Source organism: Pelomonas sp. BJYL3 (assembly GCF_027257975.1).
In the GTDB taxonomy this organism is placed as follows: Bacteria; Pseudomonadota; Gammaproteobacteria; order Burkholderiales; family Burkholderiaceae_C; genus Roseateles_B; species Roseateles_B flavus.
The window spans coordinates 161,321-183,085 of record NZ_JANZKX010000007.1 but is presented as its reverse complement, the minus strand read 5'-3'; the positions used below and the strand labels follow the sequence as shown (position 1 = coordinate 183,085).

Genomic DNA, 21,765 nt, shown 5'->3' with positions numbered 1-21,765 from the left:
CGATGGAGCGTCAACAGTGAACGCCTGGATCAAATCACATTTCCGTGACGAGCAGCGTGCTCGCGAGACCCTGGCTGCAGCGGTGGTCGTCGCGGCCCTTGTCGGGCTTGGCGTGGTCGCGATCGGGATTTTCCTGTCCAGCCACTGAGGGCGTCGGCGGCCCCCCATGGCAAGCGGCAGGGGTCAGGTCTTGCCCTGATGCACCACCCGCTGCGGATAGGGGATCTCCACCCCCATCTGGCGCAGCGTGCGCAGGATGCTCAGGTTGACCTCCGAGCGCACGCCGCCCTGGCCGTTCTCGGGGTCGCAGATCCAGAAGACGATGGTCAGCTCCAGGCCGTCGGCGGCGAAGTTGCTCAGCTGCACCGTCGGCACGGGGTCCTTGAGCACGCGCGGCACCTCGGACACGGCCGTGACCAGGGCGGGCATCACCACGTCCAGGTCGGCTGAGTAGTCCACCTGCACGACCGTGCTGAGCAGCACCTTGGGATCGGCCAGGGAGGAGTTCTCCACGCGGGTGGTGATCAGGGTCTCGTTGGGCACGATGGCCTCGCGGCCATTGAGGGCGCGGATGACGGTGTAGCGGGTCTTGATGTCGGAGATGCGGCCCTCGAAGTTGTCGACCTTGACCATGTCCCCGATGCGCAGCGAGCGCTCGGCCAGGATCACGAAGCCCGAGACGTAATTGGCCGCCAGCTTCTGCAGGCCGAAGCCCAGGCCCACGCCCACGGCGCCGCCCAGCACGCCCAGGGCGGTGAGGTCGATGCCCGCGGCGCTCAGCGCCAGCAGCAGGCCGATGAAGAGCAGCACCGCCCGTGTCAGGTTGACGGCGATCTTGCGCAGGGAGAGGTCCGTCGTGGCATTGCGCAGCAGGCGCCCTTCGATCACGGCCGAGAGCCACAGCGCCAGCACCATCACGAAAACCGCGGTCAGGCTGCCCTCGATCATGGCCCGCAGCGTGACCTGGCTGTTGCCCATCTTCCAGGAGATGTTCTCCAGCTCCTCCATCACCGCCGGCAGCAGGCCCGTGATCCACAGGATGGAGCCGCCCCACGCCAGCCAGGACACGCTGCGCTCCAGCAGGCCCACCCAGCGCGACTCCGGCATGGCCGCGCGCAGCACGCGGGCCGTCAGCCGGATCACCACCAGGGACACCAGCACCGGGATGATCAGCTTGAACACCGCCGACTTGATGCCCAGCATGGGCAGCGCCCGCCGCGCGGCAAAGGCCGCCACGAGGGCCAGCACCGGGAAGAGCACGCCGTCCACCACATGGCTGCCGAACAGCACCGAGGCCGGGCGGTCCTGCATGAAGCGCTTCAGGCGCGAGACGATCAGCCACGACAGGGCCAGGCAGCCCAGGAGCAGGCCCAGCTCCATCAGGGCCGACGTCGTGGCGAAGGAGGACAGCAGGCGCTGCACTTCCTCGAAATCAAGGGATTGGGTACTCATGCACTTTCTTCAGAAACCGAAAAGGGCGGCCTGCAGCCGCCCTTGTGAGCCTTGCGCCAGGGAATGATCAGACGCCCGTGAGGACTCTGAGATGCGTTCCCACGCTGCGCGCCAGGGCCCCCAGATGGTAGCCGCCCTCCAGCACCGAGACGATGCGCCCTTGGGCATGCCGCGCGGCGATGTCCTTGATGCGCAGGGTGATCCATTCGTAGTCGGCCTCGACCAGGCCCAGCTGGCCGAGGTCGTCCTCGCGGTGCGCGTCGAAGCCGGCCGAGATGAAGATCATCTGCGGGCGGAAGCGCTCCAGCGCGGGCATCCACATGGCCTCGATCATCTCGCGGATCTCCCCGCCCCGCGTGTAGGCCGGGATGGGCACGTTGACCATGTTCTCGCCCTTGGGCACGGCGCCGCTGTAGGGATAGAGCGGGTGCTGGAAGATGCCCACCATCAGCACGCGGTCGTCGCCCGCGAGGATGTCTTCCGTGCCGTTGCCGTGGTGCACGTCGAAGTCGACCACGGCCACGCGGTCCAGGCCTCGCACGTCCAGCGCGTGGCGGGCGGCGATGGCCACGTTGTTGAAGAAGCAGAAGCCCATGCTCTGGTCCCGCGTGGCATGGTGGCCCGGCGGGCGCACGGCGCAGAAGGCATTCTCGGCCTGGCGGTCCAGCACCAGGTCCGTGGCCCGCACGGCGGCGCCGGCGGCACGCAGGGCGGCGCTCCAGGTGTAGGGATTGGCGATGGTGTCCGGGTCGATGGCCTTGCATTCGCCGCTGGCGGCCACGGCCTCCAGCACGTCGCGGATCTCGCTCACATAGCCGTGGGTGTGGGCCAGCTCGACGTCCTTCAGCTCGGCCAGCGGTGCGTCATGGCGGCTCAGGGCGATGTCCAGGCCGTTGGCGATCAGCCAGTCGTCGATGGCGTCCAGGCGTTGCGGGCATTCGGGGTGGCCGGCGCCCATGTCATGGCGGCGGCAGTCGGGGTGACTGAGGAAGGCGGTGGACATCGCAGGCACGGTCTCCAGGAACTCTTGTATGGCGCAAGCCATCGCCCTGCATTTGGGTTATGGTGCTTGGCCTATGCAAGACCTATCCCCCGCCAGCATCGCCCGCCGGTTCGAGGCCCTGTCGCTCCAGATTAGCACGATCATCCGCGGCAAAGCCTTACAGATCGAGGATTGCCTGACCTGCCTCATGGCAGGCGGCCACCTGCTCATCGAGGACCTCCCGGGGGTGGGCAAGACCACCCTGGCGCACACTCTGGCCGTCTCGCTGGGGCTGCGCTATTCCCGCGTGCAGTTCACCGCCGACCTCCTGCCCTCCGACCTCCTGGGCGTCAGCCTTTATGAGCGCGAGCGCGGCGGCTGGCAGTTCCACCCGGGCCCCGTCTTCGCCCAGGTCCTGCTGGCCGACGAGATCAACCGCGCCGGTCCCAAGACCCAGAGTGCCCTGCTGGAGGCCATGGAGGAGCACCAGGTCACGGCCGACGGCCAGACCCATGCCCTGCCCCGCCCCTTCTTCGTGATCGCCACCCAGAACCCCAGCGAGCAGCTGGGCACGCACCCGCTGCCGGAGTCGCAGCTGGACCGTTTCCTGATGCGCATCAGCCTGGGCCTGCCCGACCGCGCGGCCGAGCGCGAAATGCTGCTGGGCCAGGACAGCCGCGAGGCCATCCGCCACCTGCAGGCGCTGATGCAACCTGAGGAGCTGCTGGCCATCCAGGCTCGCATTCCCCAGGTCCACGCCTCGCCGGCCCTGCTGGACTATCTGCAGGCCCTGCTGGGCGCCACCCGATCGGGCCAGTGGTTCAGCGATGGCCTCTCGCCCCGCGCCGGCCTGGCCCTGCTGCGCGCCGCGCGGGCCCGTGCCCTGCTGCGTGGCCGCGACCACGTCACGCCGGACGACCTGCAAGGCATCCTGGCCCAGACCATCGCCCACCGCCTGCGCCCCCGGCCCGGCAGCGGGCGCGGCGCAGTCGAGCAGGTGCGGGCCATGCTGGAAGCTGTCCCGCTGCCCTGACGGTCATGGCCTCGCTCGCAAGCCGCTGGCAGCGATGGTGGAGCGCCCGCCACCCGCGTGCCGACACCCACCACCTGACCCAGCGCAACCTCTACATCCTGCCCACGCGGCCGGGCCTGTTCTTCTGCGCCACGCTGGCGGTGCTGCTGCTGGCCTCCATCAACGAGCAGCTGAGCCTGGGCTTTGCGCTGAGCTTCCTGCTGGCCGGGGCCGGACTGGCCTCCATGCTGGCGACCCATGCCAATCTGCGCGGCCTGGACCTGGACCTGCGCCCGCCCGACGCCGTGGAGGCCGGCAGCGAGGCGCCCTTGCTGCTGCGCCTGCACAACGCCGGCCCCGCCCGCTACGGCATCGCCCTGGCGGCAGACCGCCGGGAGTGGCGCCAGTTCCTGAAGGCCGACCCGCTGGGCGGCAGCGCCTGGGCGGACGTGCCCGCCCAGGGCCATGCCCAGGTCCAGGTGGCCCTGCCCGCCCTGCCCCGCGGCCTGCACGCCCTGCCCGCCCTGCGCCTGGAAACCCGCTTTCCCCTGGGCCTGTTCCGCGCCTGGAGCTACTGGCGGCCGGCCAGCCCGCTGCTGGTCTATCCCAGGGCCGAGGCGCTGCCGCCCGCCCTGCCTGGCGGCAGCGGTGACGGCCCGCGCCTGCAGACCCCGGCCGCCGGCGCGCGCGGCGGCGACGAGGTCCAGGGCCTGCGCCCCTACCAGCGCGGCGACCGTCCGCGGGACATCCATTGGAAGAAGGCCCTGCCCCAGGGCGACGCCCCGCCGCAGTGGTGGGTGCGCGAGCGCCTGCCGCCCCAGGGCCAGGCTCTGTGGCTGCGCTGGGCCGACACCGCCGGGCTGGACGACGAGGCCCGCCTGGCCCGCCTCTGCGCCTGGGTGCGCCAGGCCGATGGCCAGGGCCTGCGCTTCGGCCTGCAGATCCCCGGCCGCCAGCTGGATCCCGACAGCGGCGACGGCCACCTGCAGGCCTGCCTGCGCGCGCTGGCCCTGCATGGCCTGCCCGAGGAGCAGGAGCCAGCGGCATGAGCGCAACGGAAGGCAAGACCTGGCCCTGGCAGGCCCTGCGCTGGCGACCGCCCGGCCGCGAGGCGCGGGACACCTTCTTCCTGCTGGGCCTGATCGCCGCCACCCTGCTGCCCCACGCGGACCACCTGCCCGCCTGGTGCCTGGGCCTGGCCGGCCTGGTGCTGGGCTGGCGGGGCTGGCTGGCCGCCTCCAACCGCCCCCTGCCCGGCCGCTGGACCCTCACCCTCGTGCTGGGCGTGGCCGTGCTCGCGAACTGGCTGCAGTTCCGCACCCTGCTGGGCCGCGAGCCGGGCATCACCCTGCTGGTCCTGCTGATGGGGCTCAAGACCCTGGAACTGCGGGCCCGGCGCGACGCCTTCGTGGTGTTCTTCCTCGGCTTCTTCCTGGTCCTGACCCACTTCCTCTATTCCCAGTCCCTGCTGACGGCGCTGTGGACCGTGGCCTGCACCTGGGGTCTGCTGACCGCGCTGGTGCTGGCCCAGATGCCCCTGGGCCAGCCTCATCTGGCCCTGGCCGCCAGGCAGGCGGCGCGGGTGACGCTGCAGGGCCTGCCGGTGATGGTGGCCCTGTTCCTGCTGTTCCCCCGCATCGGGCCGCTGTGGGGCATCCCGGCCGAAGGCGTGGGACGCACCGGCCTGTCCGACCGCCTCCAGTTCGGCGGCATCAGCGAGATCGCCAACGACCAGAGCATCGCCATGCGGCTGCGGGTGCTGGAGGGCCAGCCAGATCCGCGCCAGTGGTACTTCCGCGGCCCGGTGCTGAGCGACTTCGACGGCCGCCTCTGGACCGCCACCGACGAGCTGCCTTCGGGCGAGCCCCCGCTGGACCCCGCCCGCCGCCAGGCCCGGACCACCGGCCCGCGGCTTCGCTACGAGCTCACGCTGGAGCCCTTGCGCATCCGCATGCTGCCCATGCTGGAGCTGGACCCGAGCGCCGCCGGCGAGACCCTGCAGCTGGACGAGCTGCGCCTGCGCCTGGACCGCGAGCATGTCTGGCGCACCCAGCGCCCGCTGACCGAGCGTCTGCGCTTCCAGCATCTGGCCCATCCCGCCAGCGAGGCCCTGCCGCAGCAGCTGGACGCCCGGGAGCTGTCCGACTACCTGGACCTGCCCCCCGGCCTGAACCCGCGCAGCCTGGCCTTTGCGCGCGCCCTGCTGCAGCGCCCGGCCCTGGCGGCGCTGCCGGAGTCCCGGCGCCCGGCGGCCGCGGCGGAGGCGCTGCTGCAGCACCTGCACGAGCAGCCCTTCAGCTACACGCTGTCGCCGGGCCGCTATGGCGAGCAGAGCCCGCACCTGATCGACGAGTTCTGGTTCGACCGCCGCCTGGGCTTCTGCGAGCACTTCGCGAGTGCCTTCGTCGTGATGATGCGGGCCATGGGCATGCCCGCCCGCGTGGTCACCGGCTACCAGGGTGCCGACCCCGAACCGCAGGACGGCTTCTGGGTTGTCCGGCAGTCCCAGGCCCATGCCTGGGCGGAGTACTGGCAGGCGGACCGGGGCTGGGTGCGCGCCGATCCCACGGCCGCCGTGGCGCCTTACCGCATCCAGCGCGGCCAGATCCTGGAGCCGCCGCCCGGCCTGGTCGGCAGCATGCTGGGCACCGTCAGCCCCGACCTCTGGCGGCGCCTGCGCAATGGCTGGGAAAGCCTGGACAACCGCTGGCAGCAGTGGGTGCTGGGCTATGCGCGCCAGGACCAGTTCAAGCTGCTGAGCAAGCTGGGCTTCGAGAGCCCCGACTGGACCGCGCTCGGCCAGGCCGCCGCGGGGCTGATCGCCGGCGTGCTGGTCCTGGCCCTGGCCTGGAACGCCTGGCAGAGCCGCCCCCGCGACGCCTGGACGCGCCAGCGCCTGAGCGTGCAGAAAGACCTCAGCCGGCTGGGCGTCCCCGCCCCGCTGCACCTGAGCTACAGCCACTGGGCCCAGGCCCTGGAGGCGGTGATGGGGCCCGCCGCGCAGACCGCCGCCGCCCTGCTGCGCAGCTGGGATCAGGCCCGCTACGGCGCCGGCCCGCAGGCCCCCGCCCAGGCCTGGCGCAGCGGCTGGCGGCAGGCCCTGCGCACGCTGCGCCGACCCGCCTGAGCGTCCGGCTTGCGCGGTGATGCCGCCCCCGAGCCCCCCGGAAACCCTGCCCGGCGTCCCGCAAACAACTGGTTACACTGCGGCCCCATTTCAACAAAGACCCTGGGAGGACTCCTTGAAATTTGCAACGATCGGCGCCGTGGTGGGCGCCCTGGCCCTGAGCGGCTGCGCATCCGTGATGAACGACAGCACCCACCCGATGAAGGTGGAGACCAAGGGCGAAACCGGCGAGATGATCACCGGCGCAGACTGCAAGCTGACCAATGACTACGGCAGCTTCAACGTCAAGTCGGGCGACACCACCCAGATCCGCCGCTCCGGCAAGGACCTGGACATCCTGTGCACCCATCCCGGCAACCCCGACGCCACCGCCCGCGCCGTGTCCCGCGCGAACTCGGGCATGTACGGCAACATCATCCTGGGTGGCGGCATCGGCGCCCTGATCGATCACAACAAGGGCACCGCCTACACCTACCCGACCTGGGTGCAGCTGCAGTTCGGCAAGAGCCTGGTCTTCGATCGTTCGACCGAGCAGAACGGCCAGCCGGTGACGCCGGCCGAAGTCGCCAAGTAAGCAGTCCTTGCGCGACAGGGCTCCCCGCGGGGAGCCCTTTTTTCATGCCGGCTCCGGGATTGACGCAGTGCCGGACACGCCCTGGCGCTGCCATCATCCGCGGCGCAACCCGCTCCACTCGCTCGAGGCTTCAGCGACCATGCAACGACGTCACTTTCTCCAGTCCACCGCCGCCCTGGGCCTGGCCGCGGGCCTGCCCGGTCGCGCCCTGGCCGGCCGCGAGCGCCTGCGCCTGGCCATGATCGGCACCGGCATGCGGGGTCAGGTCTTGCTCAAGGAGCTGCTGCGGCGCGAGGACGTGGAGGTGGCCGCCCTGTGCGACATCGAGCCCCTGATGCTGCGCAAGGCCCTGGACCAGTGCGAGAAGGCCGGCCGGCCCCAGCCCCGCGTCTTCGGCGAGGACGCCGACCCCCAGGCCTTCCACCGCCTGCTGGCGCTGAAGGGGCTGGACGGCGTCATCATCGCCACGCCCTGGGAGTGGCATGCGCCCATGGCCATTGCCGCCATGGAGGCCGGCGTGCCGGTGGGCTGCGAGGTGGTGGCCGGCATCAGCCTGCAGGACCACTGGGAGGTGCTCGACACCCAGCTGCGCACCCGCACGCCCTACATGCTGCTGGAGAACGTCTGCTACCGGCGCGACGTCATGGCCGTGCTGCAGATGGTGCGCGCCGGCCTCTTCGGCGAGCTGGTGCATCTGCAGGGCGGCTACCAGCATGACCTGCGCGCCGTGAAGTTCAACAGCGGCGACCCGGCCCGACCCTATGGCGGCGGCGTCGAGTTCGGCGCCAAGGGCTGGTCCGAGGCGCGCTGGCGCACCCAGCACGCCGTGCAGCGCAACGGCGAGCTCTACCCCAGCCACGGCATCGGCCCCTGCGCCATGTACGCCAACATCCACCGAGGCAACCGCTTCACCCACATCAGCAGCTTCGCCAGCAAGGCCCGTGGCCTGCAGGACTACGTGAACCGCAAGATGAAGGCGCCGGCCGATCACCCCAGCGCCAGCACCCGCTTCCAGCTCGGCGACGTGGTCACCACCACCCTGGCCTGCGAGAACGGCGAGACCATCCTGCTGCAGCACGACACCTCCCTGCCCCGCCCCTACTCGCTGGGCTTCCGCGTGCAGGGCACGGACGGCCTGTGGATGGACCTCAACCGTTCGATCCACATCGAAGGCAAGAGCCCACCCCACCAGTGGGAGGACTTCCAGACCTACCAGGACCGCTACGACCATCCCCTGTGGAAGAAGCACGCGGCGCGGGCCGAAGGCGCAGGCCATGGCGGCATGGACTTCTTCGTGGTCCACGCCTTTGTCGAGGCCCTGAAGGCCCAGGCGCCCATGCCCATCGACATCTACGACGCCGTGGCCTGGAGCGCCATCACGCCGCTGTCCGAGCAGTCCATCGCCGAGGGCTTCAAGACGCTGGCCTTCCCGGACTTCACCCGGGGCCTGTGGAAGTCGCGCAAGCCCATCTTCGCCTTCAACGACGCCTATTGAGGGCGCCGAGCCCTGCTCTTGTGAACGCCTGCGCACGGCGGCGGTCCTGGACGGTGCGGCCCGGCGCGGGCTGACCATGACCGATGGCGCCGCGGCGGTCGCTCGCCACAATCACGGCGCATGAAGCCCATTGCCCGCTCCCTGCTGATCGAGACCCTGCAGGCTGCCCTGGCCGCCCACCCCGATGTCGACGCGGCCTGGGAGGGGGGCAGCGCCGCCTTCAGCTACCGCGACGAGCTCTCGGACGTGGACGCCGTGCTGGTGGTGGCCGACGAGGCCATCGAGGCCGTGTTCGCCGCCGTGGAGGCCGCGCTCGGTGCGCTCTCGCCCATCGCCCTGCAGCACGAGGTCACCGGCACCGCGGGCTACCGCCAGCGCTTCTACCGTCTGCGCGACTGCAGCGAGTTCCTGGTACTGGACCTCGTGCTGATCCGGCGCAGCGACCCCCTGCTCTTCCGCGAGGTCGAACTGCACGGCCACGGCCGGGTCTGGCATGACAGGACCGGCGTGCTGCAGGAATCGCACCTCGACGCCGAGCAGGACCTGGCCGCGGCCCGCGCCCGCATTCCCGTACTGGCCAGCGCCTTCGAGATGTTCCAGCACATCCCCACCAAGGAACGCCTGCGCGGCCGCGCCGTCGAGGCCCTGCACTTCTATCAGGCCATGACGGTGCGCCCGCTGATGGAGGCCCTGCGCCTGCTGCACTGCCCCGCCCGCCGTGGCTTCGGCCCGCGCTATCTGGCCCGCGACCTGCCGGCCGAGGTCTGCAGGCGCCTGGAACGCCTGAGCTTCGTGCGCGACCTCGAGGACCTGGCCGAGCAGCACGCCCAGGCCCAGGCCTGGTTCCATGAATGCCTGGCCGTGCTGCGCAGCGAGGGGCCGGGGGCCTGGCAGGCGCTGGCGCCCCACGGCCAGTGAGCCCGGGCCCGGACCCTGCATGCACACGACGCCCCTGGGCTGCGTAGCCGCGCTGTGGCGCTATCCCGTGAAGTCCCTGCGTGGCGAGGCCTGCACCTCGCTGCGCTTCGAGGCCCGCGGCGTGGTGGGCGACCGCCTCTTGGCCGTGCGCAATCCCGAAGGCAAGTTCGGCAGCGGCAAGAGCACGCGGCGCTTCCGCCAGATGGACGGCCTGCTGGACTTCAGCGCGCACTACGTCGAAGACGACCAGGGGACTGCGCTGCCCGAGCTTCGCTTTCCCGACGGCCAACTGCTGCGTGGGGACTCACCCGCCCTGGACGGCGCCTTGAGCGAGGCACTGGGCCAGCCCGTCACCCTGGCCCGCGAGGCCGATGTCTCGCACTTAGATGCGGGGCCGGTGCATCTGCTGAGCACGGCCTCGCTGCAGTGGCTGGGCGAGGCTCTGCCTGGCGTGGATGTCGATGCCCGCCGCTTCCGGCCCAATCTGCTGATCCAGTGCGAGCCCGGCGTGCCGGCGGCACCCGTGGAGCTGGCCTGGATGGGCCGGACGCTGCGTCTGGGAAATGCTGTCCGCTTGCGGATCAGCGCCGCGACGGAGCGCTGCGGCATGGTGACCCTGGCCCAGGGCGAGCTGGCTCGGGAAGCCGGCGTGCTGCGCCACATCGCCCAGGCCGCGGACATGAAGTTCGGGGTCTATGCGCAGGTGCTGGTGCCAGGTCTTGTCCGGGCCGGCGATCCGGTGAGCCTGGAGCCCTGAGCCCCTCCTGTAGCCACTCGTGACTCAAGTTGCATGTGATGACCTGCGAGCGGCGTGGCGGCCGGCGAATCCCTTATGCTCTGCGCCCGCCTTCCCGCAATCACTCCGCCAGCGTTCGCGCTTTTCCATCTTGCTGCAGCCCTCGACCCTTCGCCGCCCCCTTCTCGCCCTGGCCCTGCTGGCCGCCGGGCTGCTGACAGCGCCCCTGCTGCAGGCCCAGGAGGCCGCCTCGGCGCCCGTCGCGGCTTCGGCCGCCCGCCCTGCAGCCGCGGTCAAGAAGAAGGCCCCGGCCCCCGGCAGGAAGGCACAGGCCGCCAAACCCGCCCGCCACACCAAGGGCGGCACCGCCCCCGGCAGTGCCGACGCCAAGGCCCCGGCCCTGGGCCAGACCGCCGCCGTGCTGGCGTTCGCCGCCGAGCACGCGGCCTCGCTGAACCAGCCGCCCGAGCAGATCGCCGCCGTGCTGGCCCAGGCCCGCATCCTGCCCAGCGTGCAGCGGCTGATCATGCCCACGCCCGCCGGCACGGCCAAGGACTGGATGGCCTACCGCGACCGCTTCGTCGAACCCCGCCGCCTGCAGGCCGGCCTGGCCTTCTGGGAGGCCAACGCCGAGGCCCTGGCCCGCGCGGAAGAGGCCTACGGCGTGCCCGCCGAGATCGTGCTGGGCATCATCGGCGTCGAGACCTTCTACGGCCGCATCATGGGCGGCTTCCGCGTCCTGGATGCCCTGGCCACGCTGAGCTTCGACTTCCCCACCGGCCGCAGCGACCGCAGCCCCTTCTTCCGCGAGGAGCTGCACCAGTTCCTCCTGCTGTGCCAGCGCGACGGCCTGGATCCGCTGGCCCTCAAGGGCTCTTACGCCGGCGCCCTGGGCCTGGGCCAGTTCATGCCCGGCAGCTGGATGCGCCATGCCGTGGACTTCGACGGCGACGGCCATGCCGACCTCATCAACAGCCCGGCCGACGCCATTGGCTCCGTGGCCAACTTCCTGGCCCAGCACGGCTGGCAGCGCGCCCTGCCCACCGACTACACCGTGGCCGCCCCCGCCGGCACCGCCGAACGCGCCCAGCTGCTGGCCCCCGACGTGCGCCCCACCTTCACGCCGGCCCAGATGCAGGCCCTGGGCGCCCGCCTTTCCGAGGCCGGCCAGGAGCACACCGGCAAGCTCGCCCTCATCGAGCTGCAGATGGGCGACGCCGCCCCGGTCTACGTGGCCGGCACCGACAACTTCTTCGTGCTGACCCGCTACAACCAGTCCGCCTACTACGCCATGGCCGTGATCAGCCTGGGGCGCAAGCTGGGGCAGATGCGGCGGGCAGGCAGCGAGTGAGCGGCGGCCGGGCGGATCAAGGCTCCGGCGCCTCGAGCTCCTCCGGCGCCGCCGGCTGCGCCCCCAGATCGCGCAGCTGCCAGTAGCGCGGATCGCGGTCCCGCTCGCAGCGGGGCCAGGCCTCGCCGCTGAGCCAGCGCCAGGCACCGCAGCCGGGGCTCTGCCAGACGGGGATGCCTGCGGCGCGGTAGCGGGCCAGCACCTCCGGGTGCGGGTGGCCGAAGCGGTTGCGGTAGCCCGCCTGCGCCAGGGCCAGGCGCGGGGCAGCGGCCGCCAGGAGGGCGGGCGTCGAGGAGGTCCGGCTGCCGTGGTGGGGCAGCAGCAGCACCTCGCTGGGCAAGACCTGACCCTCTGACAGCATCAAGGCTTCGTCCGGCGCCTCCACGTCGCCCGTGAGCAGGGCGCTGTGGCCCTGGGCATCGGTGATGCGCAGCACGCAGGATCGGTGGTTGGGGCGGGCCGCGGCCTGGGTGCGCGGCGGCGCGGGCGGGCCGGGGTGCAGGAGCTCGAAGTGCACGCCGTCCCAGTCCCAGTGCTGGCCGCGCTCGCAGGGCTCATGCGCCTGGCCCTGCAGCAGGGCGTGCCCCGCCGGCAGGCTGCTGCGCAGCAGCGGGGGCCGCAGCTGGCGCAGCACGGCCGCCGCGCCGCCGACGTGATCCAGGTCCTGGTGGCTCAGCATCAGCGCGTCCAGGGGCCCCCAGCCCAGGGCGCGCAGCAGCGGCAGCAGCACGCGCTGGCCGGCGTCGGCGCCGCCGCCCCAGCGCGGGCCGGTGTCATAGAGCAGCAGGTGCTGCCCGGTGCGCACCAGCACCGCCGTGCCCTGCCCGACGTCGGCCGCCAACAGCTCGAAGCGGCCCGGCGGCGGTCGCGGCACCACCGGCCACAGCAGGCCTGGCAGCAGGCACAGGCCGGCGAGCCGCCAGGGCCGCGGCAGCGGCAGCACCATCAGGGCCGCCCCCGCCAGCGCGGCGGCCTGCGCCCAGGCGGCGGCCACCGGCAGGCTCAGCACGGCCACGGGCCAGGCCGCCATCAGCGCCAGCAGGGCCAGGCCTTGCGCGGCCAACCAGGCGCCGAGGGCCCAGCAGGCTGGCCAGGCGATGCCCGCCAGCGCCAGCGGGGTGATCACGAAGCTCACCAGCGGAATCGCCAGCAGATTGGCCAGCAGGCCCACCAGGGACAGCTGCTGGAACAGGATCAGGGTGAGGGGCGCCAGGCCCAGGGTCACCACCCCCTGCTCGCGCAGCAGCGCGCCCAGCCGGGCCCGCCAGCCCGGGGCCGCGGGCGTGCGCCCCTGGCTCATCAGCAGCGCCACCGCCCCGAAGCTGAGCCAGAAGCCCGCCTGGCACACCGCCCAGGGATCCAGCAGGCACACCACCCAGGCCGCCGCGAGCAGGCTCAGCGGCCAGGGCCAGCGCCAGGCCCCCTGCTGCAGGCAGGCCAGGCCCAGCAGCATCCAGACGGTGCGCTGGGCAGGCACGCCCCAGCCCGTGAAGGCCGCATAGGCCGCGGCCGCCGCCACGCCCAGCCAGGCCCCCGCCCTGGGCGCCGGGACGATCAGGCACAGGGCCTCGCTGCGCCGCCACAGGGCCGCCACCAGGGCCGACAGACCCCAGGCGAACATGGTGATGTGCAGGCCGCTGATGGCCATGAGGTGGGCAACGCCGGTGTCGCGGTACACCTGCCAGTCGGGCGCGGGAATGGCCGCCTGGTCCCCCACGCTCAGCGCCACCAGCAGGCCCGCCGCCCCATCGCTGCCCAAGCGGGCCTGCAGGCGCTCGCGCCAGGCCTCGCGCCAGTGGGCCAGGCAGTGCCAGGGCGCGCCGGCCAGGCGCTGCTGCAGGCCGGGACGGATCTGGGCGCGGGCCTGGAGGTCCTGCTCCAGCATCCACAGGGCCTGGTCGAAGCCGTGGGGATTGGCCAGGCCTGGCGATCGCTGCAGACGCAGGCGCAGCTGCCAGCGCTCGCAGGCGCGCCAGGGCGGCTGCCCGGCGGCCGGATAGCCCAGGGCCAGCACCTGCCGCGGCGCCCCCGGTGGCAAGACCTGACCCTGCAGCGGCGCCAGGCCCAGCACCAGGCGCCAGCCCGGGACGCCCGCGAAGCCCTGCACCGCCTGCGGCAGGGCGAGGACCTCGGCCTGCACCTCGATCTCCTGCCCCTCCAGCGCCGGCCCCAGGCGGGCCTGCAGGCGCTGCTCGGCCCGCAGGCAGCCGCTGCCCAGGCCCGCCAGCAGACCCAGGGCCAGCAGCAGCACCACGCGGACGGCGCCCGGCAGGCAGCGCAGCAGCAGGGCCGATGCCAGCAGGGCGCTGCCGCAAAGCATCAGCCAGGGCCAGTGGGCCGGGGGCAGCTGCGCCAGCTGGTGCAGGCCCGCCAGGCCCAGCAGCCAGCCCAGCATGAAGGCGGCGGGCATGAGCACCGGCATCGTTCCTGTCACGGGTGTAGGATGCCGGCCAGTTTTTCACCAATCCCCTGCGAGAGCCGACATGAGCACCCCCAACTCTGTGTATGACCGCCTGAACGCCCTGGGCATCACCCTGCCGCCGCTGGCCGTGCCCGTGGCCGCCTACGTGCCCTTCGTGCGCACCGGCAACCTGCTGTTCCTCTCGGGTCACCTGGCCAAGAAGGACGGCGCCGTGTGGGCCGGCCAGCTGGGCAAGAACGTGGACACCGCTGCCGGCAAGCAGGCCGCCCGCAACATCGCCGTCGACCTGATGGGCACCCTGCACGCCGCCGTGGGCGACCTGAACAAGGTGCGCATCATCAAGCTGATGAGCCTGGTCAACAGCACGCCCGATTTCACCGAGCAGCACCTGGTCACCAACGGCTGCTCCGAACTGCTGGCCGAGGTCTTCGGTGACAACGGCAAGCATGCCCGCAGCGCCTTCGGCGTGGCCCAGAACCCCCTGGGCGCCTGCGTGGAGATCGACCTCGTCGCCGAAGTGCTGGCCTGATGTTCCACCGCCCCTCCCCCTGGCCGGGCCGCGTGCTGGCCCTGGTCTGCCTCAGCAGCCTCGGCTCGCTGGCCCTGGCCCTGGCGGCCCAGCACTTCTTCGACGTGCGGCCCTGCCCCTGGTGCGTGATGCAGCGCGGCGTGTTCCTGCTGCTGGGCTTCGTGGCCGGGCTGGGATGGCTGCTAGGCCAGCTGCTGAACCGCGCCCGGGCCGTGCAGCTCTTGAGCCTGCTCCTGGTCGCGGGCCTGGCCCTGGCCGGGCTGGCAGCCGCGGTCTGGCAGCATGAGGTGGCGGCGCAATCGGCCAGCTGCAACCTGACCTTCCCAGACCAGGTGGTCATGGCCCTGCTCCTGCACGAGCTCCTGCCCTCGGTCTTCATGGCCACGGCCGGCTGCAACGAGGCCGCCGCCTACAAGCTGCTGGGCCTGCCCTACGAGGTCTGGAGCGGGCTGCTGTACCTGACGCAGGCCCTGGCCGCCGCCTGGAGCCTGCGCACCCTGCTGCGCCAGCGCTGAGCGCCACAAGCTCCGGCCCAAGCCCCGCCCCAAGCCCCGCCCGCATCGCCGGCCGGGGCTTTGTTTCTTGGGCGCCAGCTCCCTGGGTTCGCGCCCCTTGGCTGATCAGGATCAAGCCGGCCCCGCGGCCCGCGGGCTACGCTGCTCGCGCCTTCAATGCCGGCCCTCGCGCCCTCCCGCATCGTGCAGACCTCGCCCTCCTCCGATTCCGTCCTGATCATCGGCGCCGGCCCGGCCGGCCTCTCCATGGCCGCAGCGCTGGCCGACATCGGCATCGCCTCCACGGTGCTGGAGCAGGCGCCGCTGGCGGCCATTGCCGAGCCGGTGGAGGACGGCCGCGAGATCGCCCTCACCCACCGCGGCGTGGGCGTGCTGCAGCAGCTGGGCGCCTGGCAAGACCTGCCCCCCGAGGCCATCTCGCCGCTGAAGGCCGCCCAGGTCTTCAACGGCCAGGACGCCCGCTTCCTGGGCTTCACGCCGGAAGGCCAGGGCACGGACCGCCTGGGCCACCTCGTGCCCAACCACTGGCTGCGCCAGGTCGCCTGGCAGGGCGTTCAGAAGCGAAAGGACCGCGTCACCCTGCGCTGCGGCACCCGCGTGCAGAAGCTGAGCCTGCTGGCCCAGGGCGGCCGCGCCGCGGAAGTGGTGCTGGAGGACGGCGAGCGCCTGGCCGCCCCGCTGGTGATCGCCGCGGACAGCCGCTTCTCCGCCAGCCGCCGCCTGGCGGGCATTGGCGCGGACATGCTGGACTTCGGCCGCAGCGTCATCCTGTGCCGCATGCACCATGAGCTGCCGCACCAGCACACCGCGCTGGAATGCTTCCATCACGGCCACACCATGGCCTGGCTGCCGCTGCAGGAGCACCTGGCCTCGCTGGTCCTGACCGTCAACGCCGACGAGGCCCAGGGCCTGCTGGACCTGGACGACGACGCCTTCCTGGCCTGGGTCCAGACCCACAGCCAGGACCGCCTGGGTACGCTGCGCCTGGCCGGGCCGCGGCATTTCTATCCCCTGGTGGCCACCTATGCGCGGCGCTTCGTGGCGCGACGCTTCGCCCTCATCGGCGATGCCGCCGTGGGCATGCACCCGGTCACCGCCCATGGCTACAACTTCGGCCTCTACGGCGTGCAGACCCTGGCCCGGGAGCTGCAGATGGCGCGGCGCCACCGCGCCGGCTGCGACCTGGGCGACGCGGTGGCGCTGGAGCGCTTCGAGCGCGAGCACCGCCGCGCCACCCGCTCCATCTACCTGGGCACCAACGCCGTGGTGAAGCTCTTCACCGACGAGCGCCCCCTGGCCCGCGCCCTGCGCCAGGGCGTTCTGCAGGGCGCTGCCCACCTGCCCCCGCTGAAGGCCCTGATCAGCCAGCAGCTGACGGGCAAGGGCCCCTCGCTGCTGCGGCAGATCCGGGCGCTGGCGGGCTGAGCGGCGGCCTCGGGCTCCCCGGCGCAGGGTCCCGCGCCACGGCCCTCGCTCGCCAGTTCATTCGCCCCGGGCCACGCCCTCGCGCCGCGGATCGGCCGCGCCGAACCAGCCCGTGCCCTGGCGCTGCAGGCCGTGCAGGCCGCTGGTCATGTCACGCTGCTGCACGGTGTGGCCGCGCGCCTTCAGCGCCTCCACCGTCTCGGCGGGGAACTGGCCGGCCTCCAGCACCGTCGGGCCGTTGAAGCTGGCGAAGTTCGGCAGCGCGAAGGCCTGCTGCAGGTTCAGCTGCCAGTCCTGCATGCCGATGAGGCTCTTGGCCACGTAATGGATGATGCCCTGCCCGCCGGGGCTGCCCAGGCTCATCATCAGGCGGCCGTCCTGCGGGTTGAAGACCAGGCTGGGACTCATGCTGGAGCGCGGGCGCTTGCCGGGCTCGACGCGATTGGCCACGGGGCGGCCCTGCGCGTCCCGCGGGGCCAGGGAGAAGTCGGTCAGCTCGTTGTTGAGCAGGAAGCCGCCGGCGAGGCCGGTGCCGCCATCGCTCATCAGGCGCGAGCCGAAGACGGCCTCGATGGTCGTGGTCATGGCCACGGCGCGGCCCTCGCGGTCCACCACGCTGATGTGGCTGGTGCCGTACTCGGGCTGGGCGGCCATGGGAGCATAGGCGCTGCGCTGCGGCACGGGCTGGCCCGGCTGGGCCTGGCCCATGCTGCGTTCGCCCACCAGGCTGGCACGCTGGCGGAGGTAGTCCGGCGCCAGCAGGGTCTCCCAGCGGCCGCCGGGGGCCTGCACGAAGTCGGGGTCGGCGATGTACTGGTTGCGGTCGGCAAAGGCCAGGCGCGCGACCTCGGTGTAGCGGTGCAGCCAGTCGGCGCCGGGCTTGCCCGATTGCAGGGCCTGGGCCGCGGGCACCGGCGGCAGCATGCCCAGCATCTGCATGATGGTCAGGTGGCCGGAGGACGGCGGCGGGAAGCCGCAGATGCGCCAGGGCTGGCGGCCCTGGCCACTCCAGTCCGTGCACAGGGGATCGCGTTCGCGGGGCCGGTAGGCCTGCAGGTCGGCGAGGCTCAGGCGGCCGGGGTTGGACGGGTGGGTGCTGACGCGCCGCACCATGTCCTCGGCGATGGCGCCGCGGTAGAAGGCCTCGGCCCCCTCGCGGGCGATGCGGCGGAACACCTCGGCCAGCGCCGGGTTGCGCAAGACATGACCCCGGGGCCAGGGCTTGCCGGCGGCGTCGTAGAAGTAGCGGCCGGCCACCGGGTCACGGGGCAGGAAGTCGTCCTCGGCCAGCAGCTTCTGGAAGCGGGCGCTGACCGGGAAGCCCTGCTCGCTCAGCCGGATGGCGGGCTCGAACAGCTGCGCCCAGGGCAGGCGCCCCTCGGCCGCATGGGCCTGGGCCAGCATGCGCAGCAGGCCCGGCGTGCCCACGCTGCGGCCGCCCACCACGGCCTGCATGAAGCTCATGGGCTTGCCGTCGGGCTGCAGAAAGAGGGATTCGTCCGCCGCGGCGGGAGCGGTCTCGCGGCCGTCAAAGGCACGCAGCCGCCGGCCGTCCCAGTGCATCAGAAAGGCACCGCCGCCGATGCCACTGCTCTGCGGCTCGACCAGGGTCAGCACCATCTGCACCGCGATGGCGGCATCCAGCGCGTTGCCACCGGCGCGCAGCATGGCCACGCCGGCGTCCACGGCCAGCGGGTTGGCGGCGGCCACGCCCTCGCGCTGCAGCTGCCAGCCGGGCTTGTCTTCCCAGCCGCTTTCGCTTTCGGGCTGGGCCTGCTGGGCGGCTTGCACCGAAGCCGCGGATGCCCCCGAGGGCTGCGACGGCGCCTGGGCACAGCCGGCAAGACCTGACCCCAGCGCCAGCAGCAGGGCCCAGTGCAGTCGTGGCGAGGCGAGAGGGAATCGGGACAGGGTCATGGCAGGCTCGGATGTCGACGATGGCGGCCAGTGTAGGACCGCCACCGCCGCCGCCCTGCCCTCAGGCGAAATAACCCACGTCCTTGACCGTGTAGTTGCCGATCTGCGGCAGCACGGTGGGGAGGTCGGCGGCGCTCACGCCCATCCAGGTGGCCAGGGTGGCGCCCAGCTGGTCGACCGAGGTGGTGGGCAGCAGGCGGCCCTGGCCGACGTCGTCCGGCCCGTTGACCGAGACCGAGGGCAGCTGCCCCCAGAAGCGGCCGCCCTTGACCGCGCCGCCCATCACGAAGTGGTGGCTGCCCCAGCCGTGGTCGGAGCCGTCGCCATTGCTGCTGAGCGTGCGGCCGAAGTCGGAGGCGGTGAAGGTGGTGACGGCATCGGCCACGCCCAGCTCCACCGTGGCGTCATGGAAGGCCCCCAGGGCGTCGTTGACCGCCGTCAGCAGGCCCGGGTGCTGATTGGGCAGGAAGTCGTGCAGGTCGAAGCCGCCCATGGAGACGAAGAAGACCTGGCGCTTCACACCCAGGCTGGCGCGCGAGCCGATCAGCTTGGCCACGATCTGCAGCTGCTGGGCCAGGTTGTTGGCCGGATCGAAGACGGTGGTCAGCGGCGGCAGATTGGTCAGCGCGCTGGAGACGATGGTCTGCGCCGAGATGGAGCGTGATACCACCCGGTTGAGTTCCTGCTCCATCCAGTGCGAGCGCTGCGCGGTGATGAGGCTGCGCAGGGCGTCCGCGCATTGCTGGGAGCCGTACAGCGGCTTGGTCACGGCGTTGACGGCCACGGCGCCATTGGTGGCCACCTGGTACTGCACCGCCTGCTGGCCGGCCATGAAGACGGCATTGCCCGAGGCATTGATGCAGGTGAAGGTGGTGTTGCCGTTGCTGCCGAGGAAGCGGTCGCCCATGCGGCCGCCCCAGCCGGTCACGGCGCCCTCGGGGCTGGAGGCCTGCCAGACGCTCTGCTGGTCGTTGTGGGAGAAGAGCTTGGGCGGCAGCGGCACGCTCTGGGCCTTGTACTGGGCCAGGGTGGTGGGCTGGATCAGGGTGCCCACATTGAGCTGCACGCCCAGGCGGCCGGCATCGAACAGGGTCTTGAGCCGGCCCAGCTGCGGCGCCAGGGCCATCTGGCGGCCGTCGGGCAGGGCCACGCGCGGGGTCAGCGCGGTGGCGGCCAGCTGGTCGCGCGGGGTGGCGATGCTGCCGCGGATGGTGGCGTAGGCGCTGTAGCTGGCGCTGTCATAGGGCACCAGGGTGTTGCCGTAGTCGTTGCCGCCGTAGAGGAAGACGCAGACCAGGGCCTTGTAGTCGTTGCCAGCGGACTGCGCCGCGGCCTCGCCCATGGCGGCCAGGTTGAGCGCGAAGGGGGCGGCGGTGCCGGCCAGGCCCAGGGCCGAGGCCCGGCGCAGGAATTCGCGGCGTTGCAGCTGGGGCAGCTTGTTGATGTGCATGGCGTCGCTCCTCACTTCTGGATCAGGTACTCGGGGCAGGCCATCAGCATCAGCACCGTGGCTCGCACGCGGTTGAGGCGCCCGGCATCGTTGGCCACATTGCTGGCGGCGATGGCGCCGATGGCGTTGGCGATGAGCGCCTGGGTGTTGCCGCTGATGGTGTCTCCGCCCAGCAGCAGGGCCAGCTGGGCCACGAGCTTGGGCGGGTCAAGCGCCAGGGCGTCGAAGGCGGTGTAGACGGGCTTGAGCTCGCCGATGCCGTTGGCGATCACGCTCTGCATGAAGTTGAGGTAGCCCGCCACCGTGCTCTCATTGAGCAGCTGGAACTCGGGCGCGGTGACCTTGTTGTCCCCCAGCACGGAGTTGGGCGGCACATAGCCGGGGCGGAAGAAGTTGAAGACCGAGGGGCTGCGCAGCGGGCTCTGGCCCAGGCGGTTGGCCGGGTTGCTGAGGTCGCCGATGTTCCACAGCTCCGTGGGTGAGGTCAGCCCGGCCAGGCGGGCCCACTGCACGAAGCGCTGCACGGGCTCGCGCAGCTTGCCGACGTCCGGGCCGCCGGCGGGCGAGCGGGCCTCGCTGTCCAGCAGGATGGCCTTGAGCACGGCCTTCATGTCACCGCGCTGGCCCTGGCCGTTGTTGTTGAAGACGGTGGCCACGCGCTGCACATAGGCCGGGCTCGGGTTGGAGCAGACCAGGCGCTGGATCAGCTGGCGCGAGATGAAGGGCGCGGTGTTGGCATGGTTGGCCAGGGTGTCCAGCACGATCTTCAGCGCCGCCGGGCCGTCGGCGGTCTCGGGAATGCTGACGTTGAGCACCCGCTTCGGGCCGGTCGAGAAGCGGGTCGCGATGTTGACCATGGGCTTGCGCATGAAGCTGGGGTCGTCGGCATTGGCGCCGTCGAATTCCCAGCCGGTCAGCACCTTGGCCAGCTCGGTGATCTCGGCCTGCCCGTAGGTCTCCATGGGCTTGCCGCCGTTGAGCTTGAGGCTGCCGTCGAGGTTGAGCTGGTACAGGCCGATGCTGAAGAGCTGCATCACCTCGCGGGCGTAGTTCTCGTCGGGCACGCGGCCGGTCTTGGTGTTCTCCTTCTGGTTGCCGCGCATGTTCAGGTAGACGCCCATGGCATTGGAGAGCGTCACCCCCTCCAGCAGCTCCCGGTAGCTGGTGAAGGCCTTGGCCTCCAGCATGTCCAGGTAGCTCGCGACGGCCATGCCGCGCCAGGCCACGGGGATGCCGGCCATGGAGACGACAAAGATCTCGCTGAGGGCCAGCACCACGCGCTGGCGCAGGGCGTCGGGCGAGCTGATCAGCTTGCGCCAGATGGTGTTGTCCACGCCGCGGAAGTCATTGCGGAAGTCCACGCCGCCGTAGCCCTTGGCGATCATCCAGTCGAAGTGGCTCTGGCTGAGGGGCTTGGCGAACTCGGCGTCCAGCCAGGCGGCGTAGCCCTGGGCCTTGACGGTGGCGATGGCCTCGGGCGTGGCATTGAAGCCCGCCTGCGTCAGGAAGCGGGCGGCGCTGGCGTCGGTGGGCTGCGCGGGCGGGGGCGCGGGGACGGGCGTCGGGACCGGCGTGGGGGTGGGCGTCGGGGTCGGGCTGGGCGAGGGGGACGCGCTGTCCCCACCACCGCCACCGCAGGCTGCCAGCGGCAGGGCGGCGGCCAGGGCCGCCACGCTGGGCCAGGCAGCGGGCCTGGGCTCGGCGGCGGGCGGTGCCTCGATGGCGGCAGCATCAGCAGTGGGGCGGAGGGCGGGCTCGGCGTCGGCGAGGTCGGTGGCGCTCATGGCAGGCTCCAGGCAGCGTGAGGAAAAACGGAATCCGCGCAGCCTAGGGCATCAGACTGTCCGCAATGCGAATTGC

At 71.9% G+C, this 21,765-nt stretch carries 18 protein-coding genes; 12 read left to right on the top strand and 6 right to left on the bottom strand.

Going from position 1 to position 21,765, the window contains the following annotated elements:
• Nucleotides 1-16: 16 nt before the first annotated feature.
• Nucleotides 17-148: a hypothetical protein gene (locus O9Y01_RS20195; RefSeq protein WP_269633427.1), complete on the top strand. Its 132-nt coding sequence runs from the start codon at nucleotides 17-19 to the stop codon at nucleotides 146-148.
• Between the two features lie 35 nt (nucleotides 149-183).
• Here O9Y01_RS20195 and O9Y01_RS20190 read toward each other — a convergent pair whose 3' ends face one another.
• Together O9Y01_RS20190 and O9Y01_RS20185 are read right to left on the bottom strand one after the other, a co-directional pair.
• Nucleotides 184-1,452, bottom strand: coding sequence for a mechanosensitive ion channel family protein (locus O9Y01_RS20190; protein WP_269633426.1), 1,269 nt, complete (start codon nucleotides 1,450-1,452; stop codon nucleotides 184-186).
• A 67-nt stretch (nucleotides 1,453-1,519) separates the two neighbouring features.
• The gene (locus tag O9Y01_RS20185) at nucleotides 1,520-2,455 is read right to left on the bottom strand and encodes a histone deacetylase family protein (protein WP_269633425.1); all 936 of its coding nucleotides are present in this window, start codon (nucleotides 2,453-2,455) and stop codon (nucleotides 1,520-1,522) included.
• A 73-nt stretch (nucleotides 2,456-2,528) separates the two neighbouring features.
• Between O9Y01_RS20185 and O9Y01_RS20180 the strand changes: the two genes are divergently transcribed.
• From O9Y01_RS20180 to mltB, 8 genes are all read left to right on the top strand, one after another.
• The gene (locus tag O9Y01_RS20180) at nucleotides 2,529-3,467 is read left to right on the top strand and encodes an AAA family ATPase (RefSeq protein ID WP_269633424.1); all 939 of its coding nucleotides are present in this window, start codon (nucleotides 2,529-2,531) and stop codon (nucleotides 3,465-3,467) included.
• A gap of 5 nt (nucleotides 3,468-3,472) precedes the next feature.
• Nucleotides 3,473-4,495 (top strand): DUF58 domain-containing protein, encoded by a 1,023-nt coding sequence (locus O9Y01_RS20175; RefSeq protein WP_269633423.1) that lies wholly within the window; start codon nucleotides 3,473-3,475, stop codon nucleotides 4,493-4,495.
• Nucleotides 4,492-6,573 (top strand): transglutaminase family protein, encoded by a 2,082-nt coding sequence (locus O9Y01_RS20170; RefSeq protein WP_269633422.1) that lies wholly within the window; start codon nucleotides 4,492-4,494, stop codon nucleotides 6,571-6,573. Before O9Y01_RS20175 ends, O9Y01_RS20170 begins: the two co-directional genes overlap by 4 nt.
• 115 nt (nucleotides 6,574-6,688) lie before the next feature.
• A complete protein-coding gene (locus tag O9Y01_RS20165; protein ID WP_269633421.1) occupies nucleotides 6,689-7,147 on the top strand; it encodes a hypothetical protein in 459 nt (152 codons plus the stop codon).
• Nucleotides 7,148-7,286: 139 nt separating this feature from the next.
• The gene (locus O9Y01_RS20160; RefSeq protein ID WP_269633419.1) at nucleotides 7,287-8,642 is read left to right on the top strand and encodes a Gfo/Idh/MocA family protein; all 1,356 of its coding nucleotides are present in this window, start codon (nucleotides 7,287-7,289) and stop codon (nucleotides 8,640-8,642) included.
• 120 nt (nucleotides 8,643-8,762) lie between these two features.
• Nucleotides 8,763-9,560: a hypothetical protein gene (locus tag O9Y01_RS20155; RefSeq protein ID WP_269633418.1), complete on the top strand. Its 798-nt coding sequence runs from the start codon at nucleotides 8,763-8,765 to the stop codon at nucleotides 9,558-9,560.
• Nucleotides 9,561-9,579: 19 nt separating this feature from the next.
• Nucleotides 9,580-10,317 carry an MOSC domain-containing protein gene (locus O9Y01_RS20150; RefSeq protein WP_269633417.1) on the top strand — a complete coding sequence of 246 codons (738 nt, stop codon included), beginning with the start codon at nucleotides 9,580-9,582 and terminating at the stop codon, nucleotides 10,315-10,317.
• 130 nt (nucleotides 10,318-10,447) lie between these two features.
• Nucleotides 10,448-11,647 (top strand): lytic murein transglycosylase B, encoded by a 1,200-nt coding sequence (gene mltB, locus O9Y01_RS20145; protein ID WP_269633416.1) that lies wholly within the window; start codon nucleotides 10,448-10,450, stop codon nucleotides 11,645-11,647.
• A 16-nt stretch (nucleotides 11,648-11,663) separates the two neighbouring features.
• On the opposite strand, the gene O9Y01_RS20140 is transcribed toward mltB, so the two are convergent.
• The gene (locus O9Y01_RS20140) at nucleotides 11,664-14,057 is read right to left on the bottom strand and encodes a DNA internalization-related competence protein ComEC/Rec2 (RefSeq protein ID WP_269633415.1); all 2,394 of its coding nucleotides are present in this window, start codon (nucleotides 14,055-14,057) and stop codon (nucleotides 11,664-11,666) included.
• A 73-nt stretch (nucleotides 14,058-14,130) separates the two neighbouring features.
• Between O9Y01_RS20140 and O9Y01_RS20135 the strand changes: the two genes are divergently transcribed.
• From O9Y01_RS20135 to ubiM, 3 genes are all read left to right on the top strand, one after another.
• On the top strand, nucleotides 14,131-14,598 hold the full coding sequence (locus O9Y01_RS20135; RefSeq protein ID WP_269633414.1) for a RidA family protein: 468 nt from the start codon (nucleotides 14,131-14,133) through the stop codon (nucleotides 14,596-14,598).
• Nucleotides 14,598-15,113: a disulfide bond formation protein B gene (locus O9Y01_RS20130; protein ID WP_269633413.1), complete on the top strand. Its 516-nt coding sequence runs from the start codon at nucleotides 14,598-14,600 to the stop codon at nucleotides 15,111-15,113. Before O9Y01_RS20135 ends, O9Y01_RS20130 begins: the two co-directional genes overlap by 1 nt.
• Nucleotides 15,114-15,269: 156 nt before the next feature.
• On the top strand, nucleotides 15,270-16,538 hold the full coding sequence (gene ubiM / locus O9Y01_RS20125) for a 5-demethoxyubiquinol-8 5-hydroxylase UbiM (protein WP_269633412.1): 1,269 nt from the start codon (nucleotides 15,270-15,272) through the stop codon (nucleotides 16,536-16,538).
• Nucleotides 16,539-16,595: 57 nt separating this feature from the next.
• Here the strand turns inward: ubiM and O9Y01_RS20120 are convergent, their stop codons facing one another.
• The 3 genes from O9Y01_RS20120 to O9Y01_RS20110 form a co-directional block, all read right to left on the bottom strand.
• The gene (locus O9Y01_RS20120) at nucleotides 16,596-18,455 is read right to left on the bottom strand and encodes a gamma-glutamyltransferase family protein (protein ID WP_269633411.1); all 1,860 of its coding nucleotides are present in this window, start codon (nucleotides 18,453-18,455) and stop codon (nucleotides 16,596-16,598) included.
• A gap of 61 nt (nucleotides 18,456-18,516) precedes the next feature.
• Entirely contained in the window at nucleotides 18,517-19,905 is a 1,389-nt protein-coding gene (locus tag O9Y01_RS20115; protein ID WP_269633410.1) for a DUF1501 domain-containing protein, read from the bottom strand.
• An 11-nt stretch (nucleotides 19,906-19,916) separates the two neighbouring features.
• Nucleotides 19,917-21,689, bottom strand: a complete 1,773-nt coding sequence (locus O9Y01_RS20110; RefSeq protein ID WP_269633409.1) for a DUF1800 domain-containing protein — start codon at nucleotides 21,687-21,689, stop codon at nucleotides 19,917-19,919.
• Nucleotides 21,690-21,765 lie beyond the last annotated feature (76 nt).

Coding starts and splice junctions, on each gene's coding strand:
- O9Y01_RS20190 (WP_269633426.1), bottom strand. CDS start 1,452: ATGAGTACCCAATCCCTTGATTTCGAGGAAGTGCAGCGCCTGCTGTCC.
- O9Y01_RS20150 (WP_269633417.1), top strand. CDS start 9,580: ATGCACACGACGCCCCTGGGCTGCGTAGCCGCGCTGTGGCGCTATCCC.
- O9Y01_RS20140 (WP_269633415.1), bottom strand. CDS start 14,057: ATGCCCGCCGCCTTCATGCTGGGCTGGCTGCTGGGCCTGGCGGGCCTG.
- O9Y01_RS20115 (WP_269633410.1), bottom strand. CDS start 19,905: ATGCACATCAACAAGCTGCCCCAGCTGCAACGCCGCGAATTCCTGCGC.
- O9Y01_RS20110 (WP_269633409.1), bottom strand. CDS start 21,689: ATGAGCGCCACCGACCTCGCCGACGCCGAGCCCGCCCTCCGCCCCACT.
- O9Y01_RS20135 (WP_269633414.1), top strand. CDS start 14,131: ATGAGCACCCCCAACTCTGTGTATGACCGCCTGAACGCCCTGGGCATC.
- O9Y01_RS20160 (WP_269633419.1), top strand. CDS start 7,287: ATGCAACGACGTCACTTTCTCCAGTCCACCGCCGCCCTGGGCCTGGCC.
- O9Y01_RS20155 (WP_269633418.1), top strand. CDS start 8,763: ATGAAGCCCATTGCCCGCTCCCTGCTGATCGAGACCCTGCAGGCTGCC.
- O9Y01_RS20130 (WP_269633413.1), top strand. CDS start 14,598: ATGTTCCACCGCCCCTCCCCCTGGCCGGGCCGCGTGCTGGCCCTGGTC.
- O9Y01_RS20185 (WP_269633425.1), bottom strand. CDS start 2,455: ATGTCCACCGCCTTCCTCAGTCACCCCGACTGCCGCCGCCATGACATG.
- ubiM (WP_269633412.1), top strand. CDS start 15,270: ATGCCGGCCCTCGCGCCCTCCCGCATCGTGCAGACCTCGCCCTCCTCC.
- O9Y01_RS20180 (WP_269633424.1), top strand. CDS start 2,529: ATGCAAGACCTATCCCCCGCCAGCATCGCCCGCCGGTTCGAGGCCCTG.
- O9Y01_RS20170 (WP_269633422.1), top strand. CDS start 4,492: ATGAGCGCAACGGAAGGCAAGACCTGGCCCTGGCAGGCCCTGCGCTGG.
- O9Y01_RS20175 (WP_269633423.1), top strand. CDS start 3,473: ATGGCCTCGCTCGCAAGCCGCTGGCAGCGATGGTGGAGCGCCCGCCAC.
- O9Y01_RS20120 (WP_269633411.1), bottom strand. CDS start 18,455: ATGACCCTGTCCCGATTCCCTCTCGCCTCGCCACGACTGCACTGGGCC.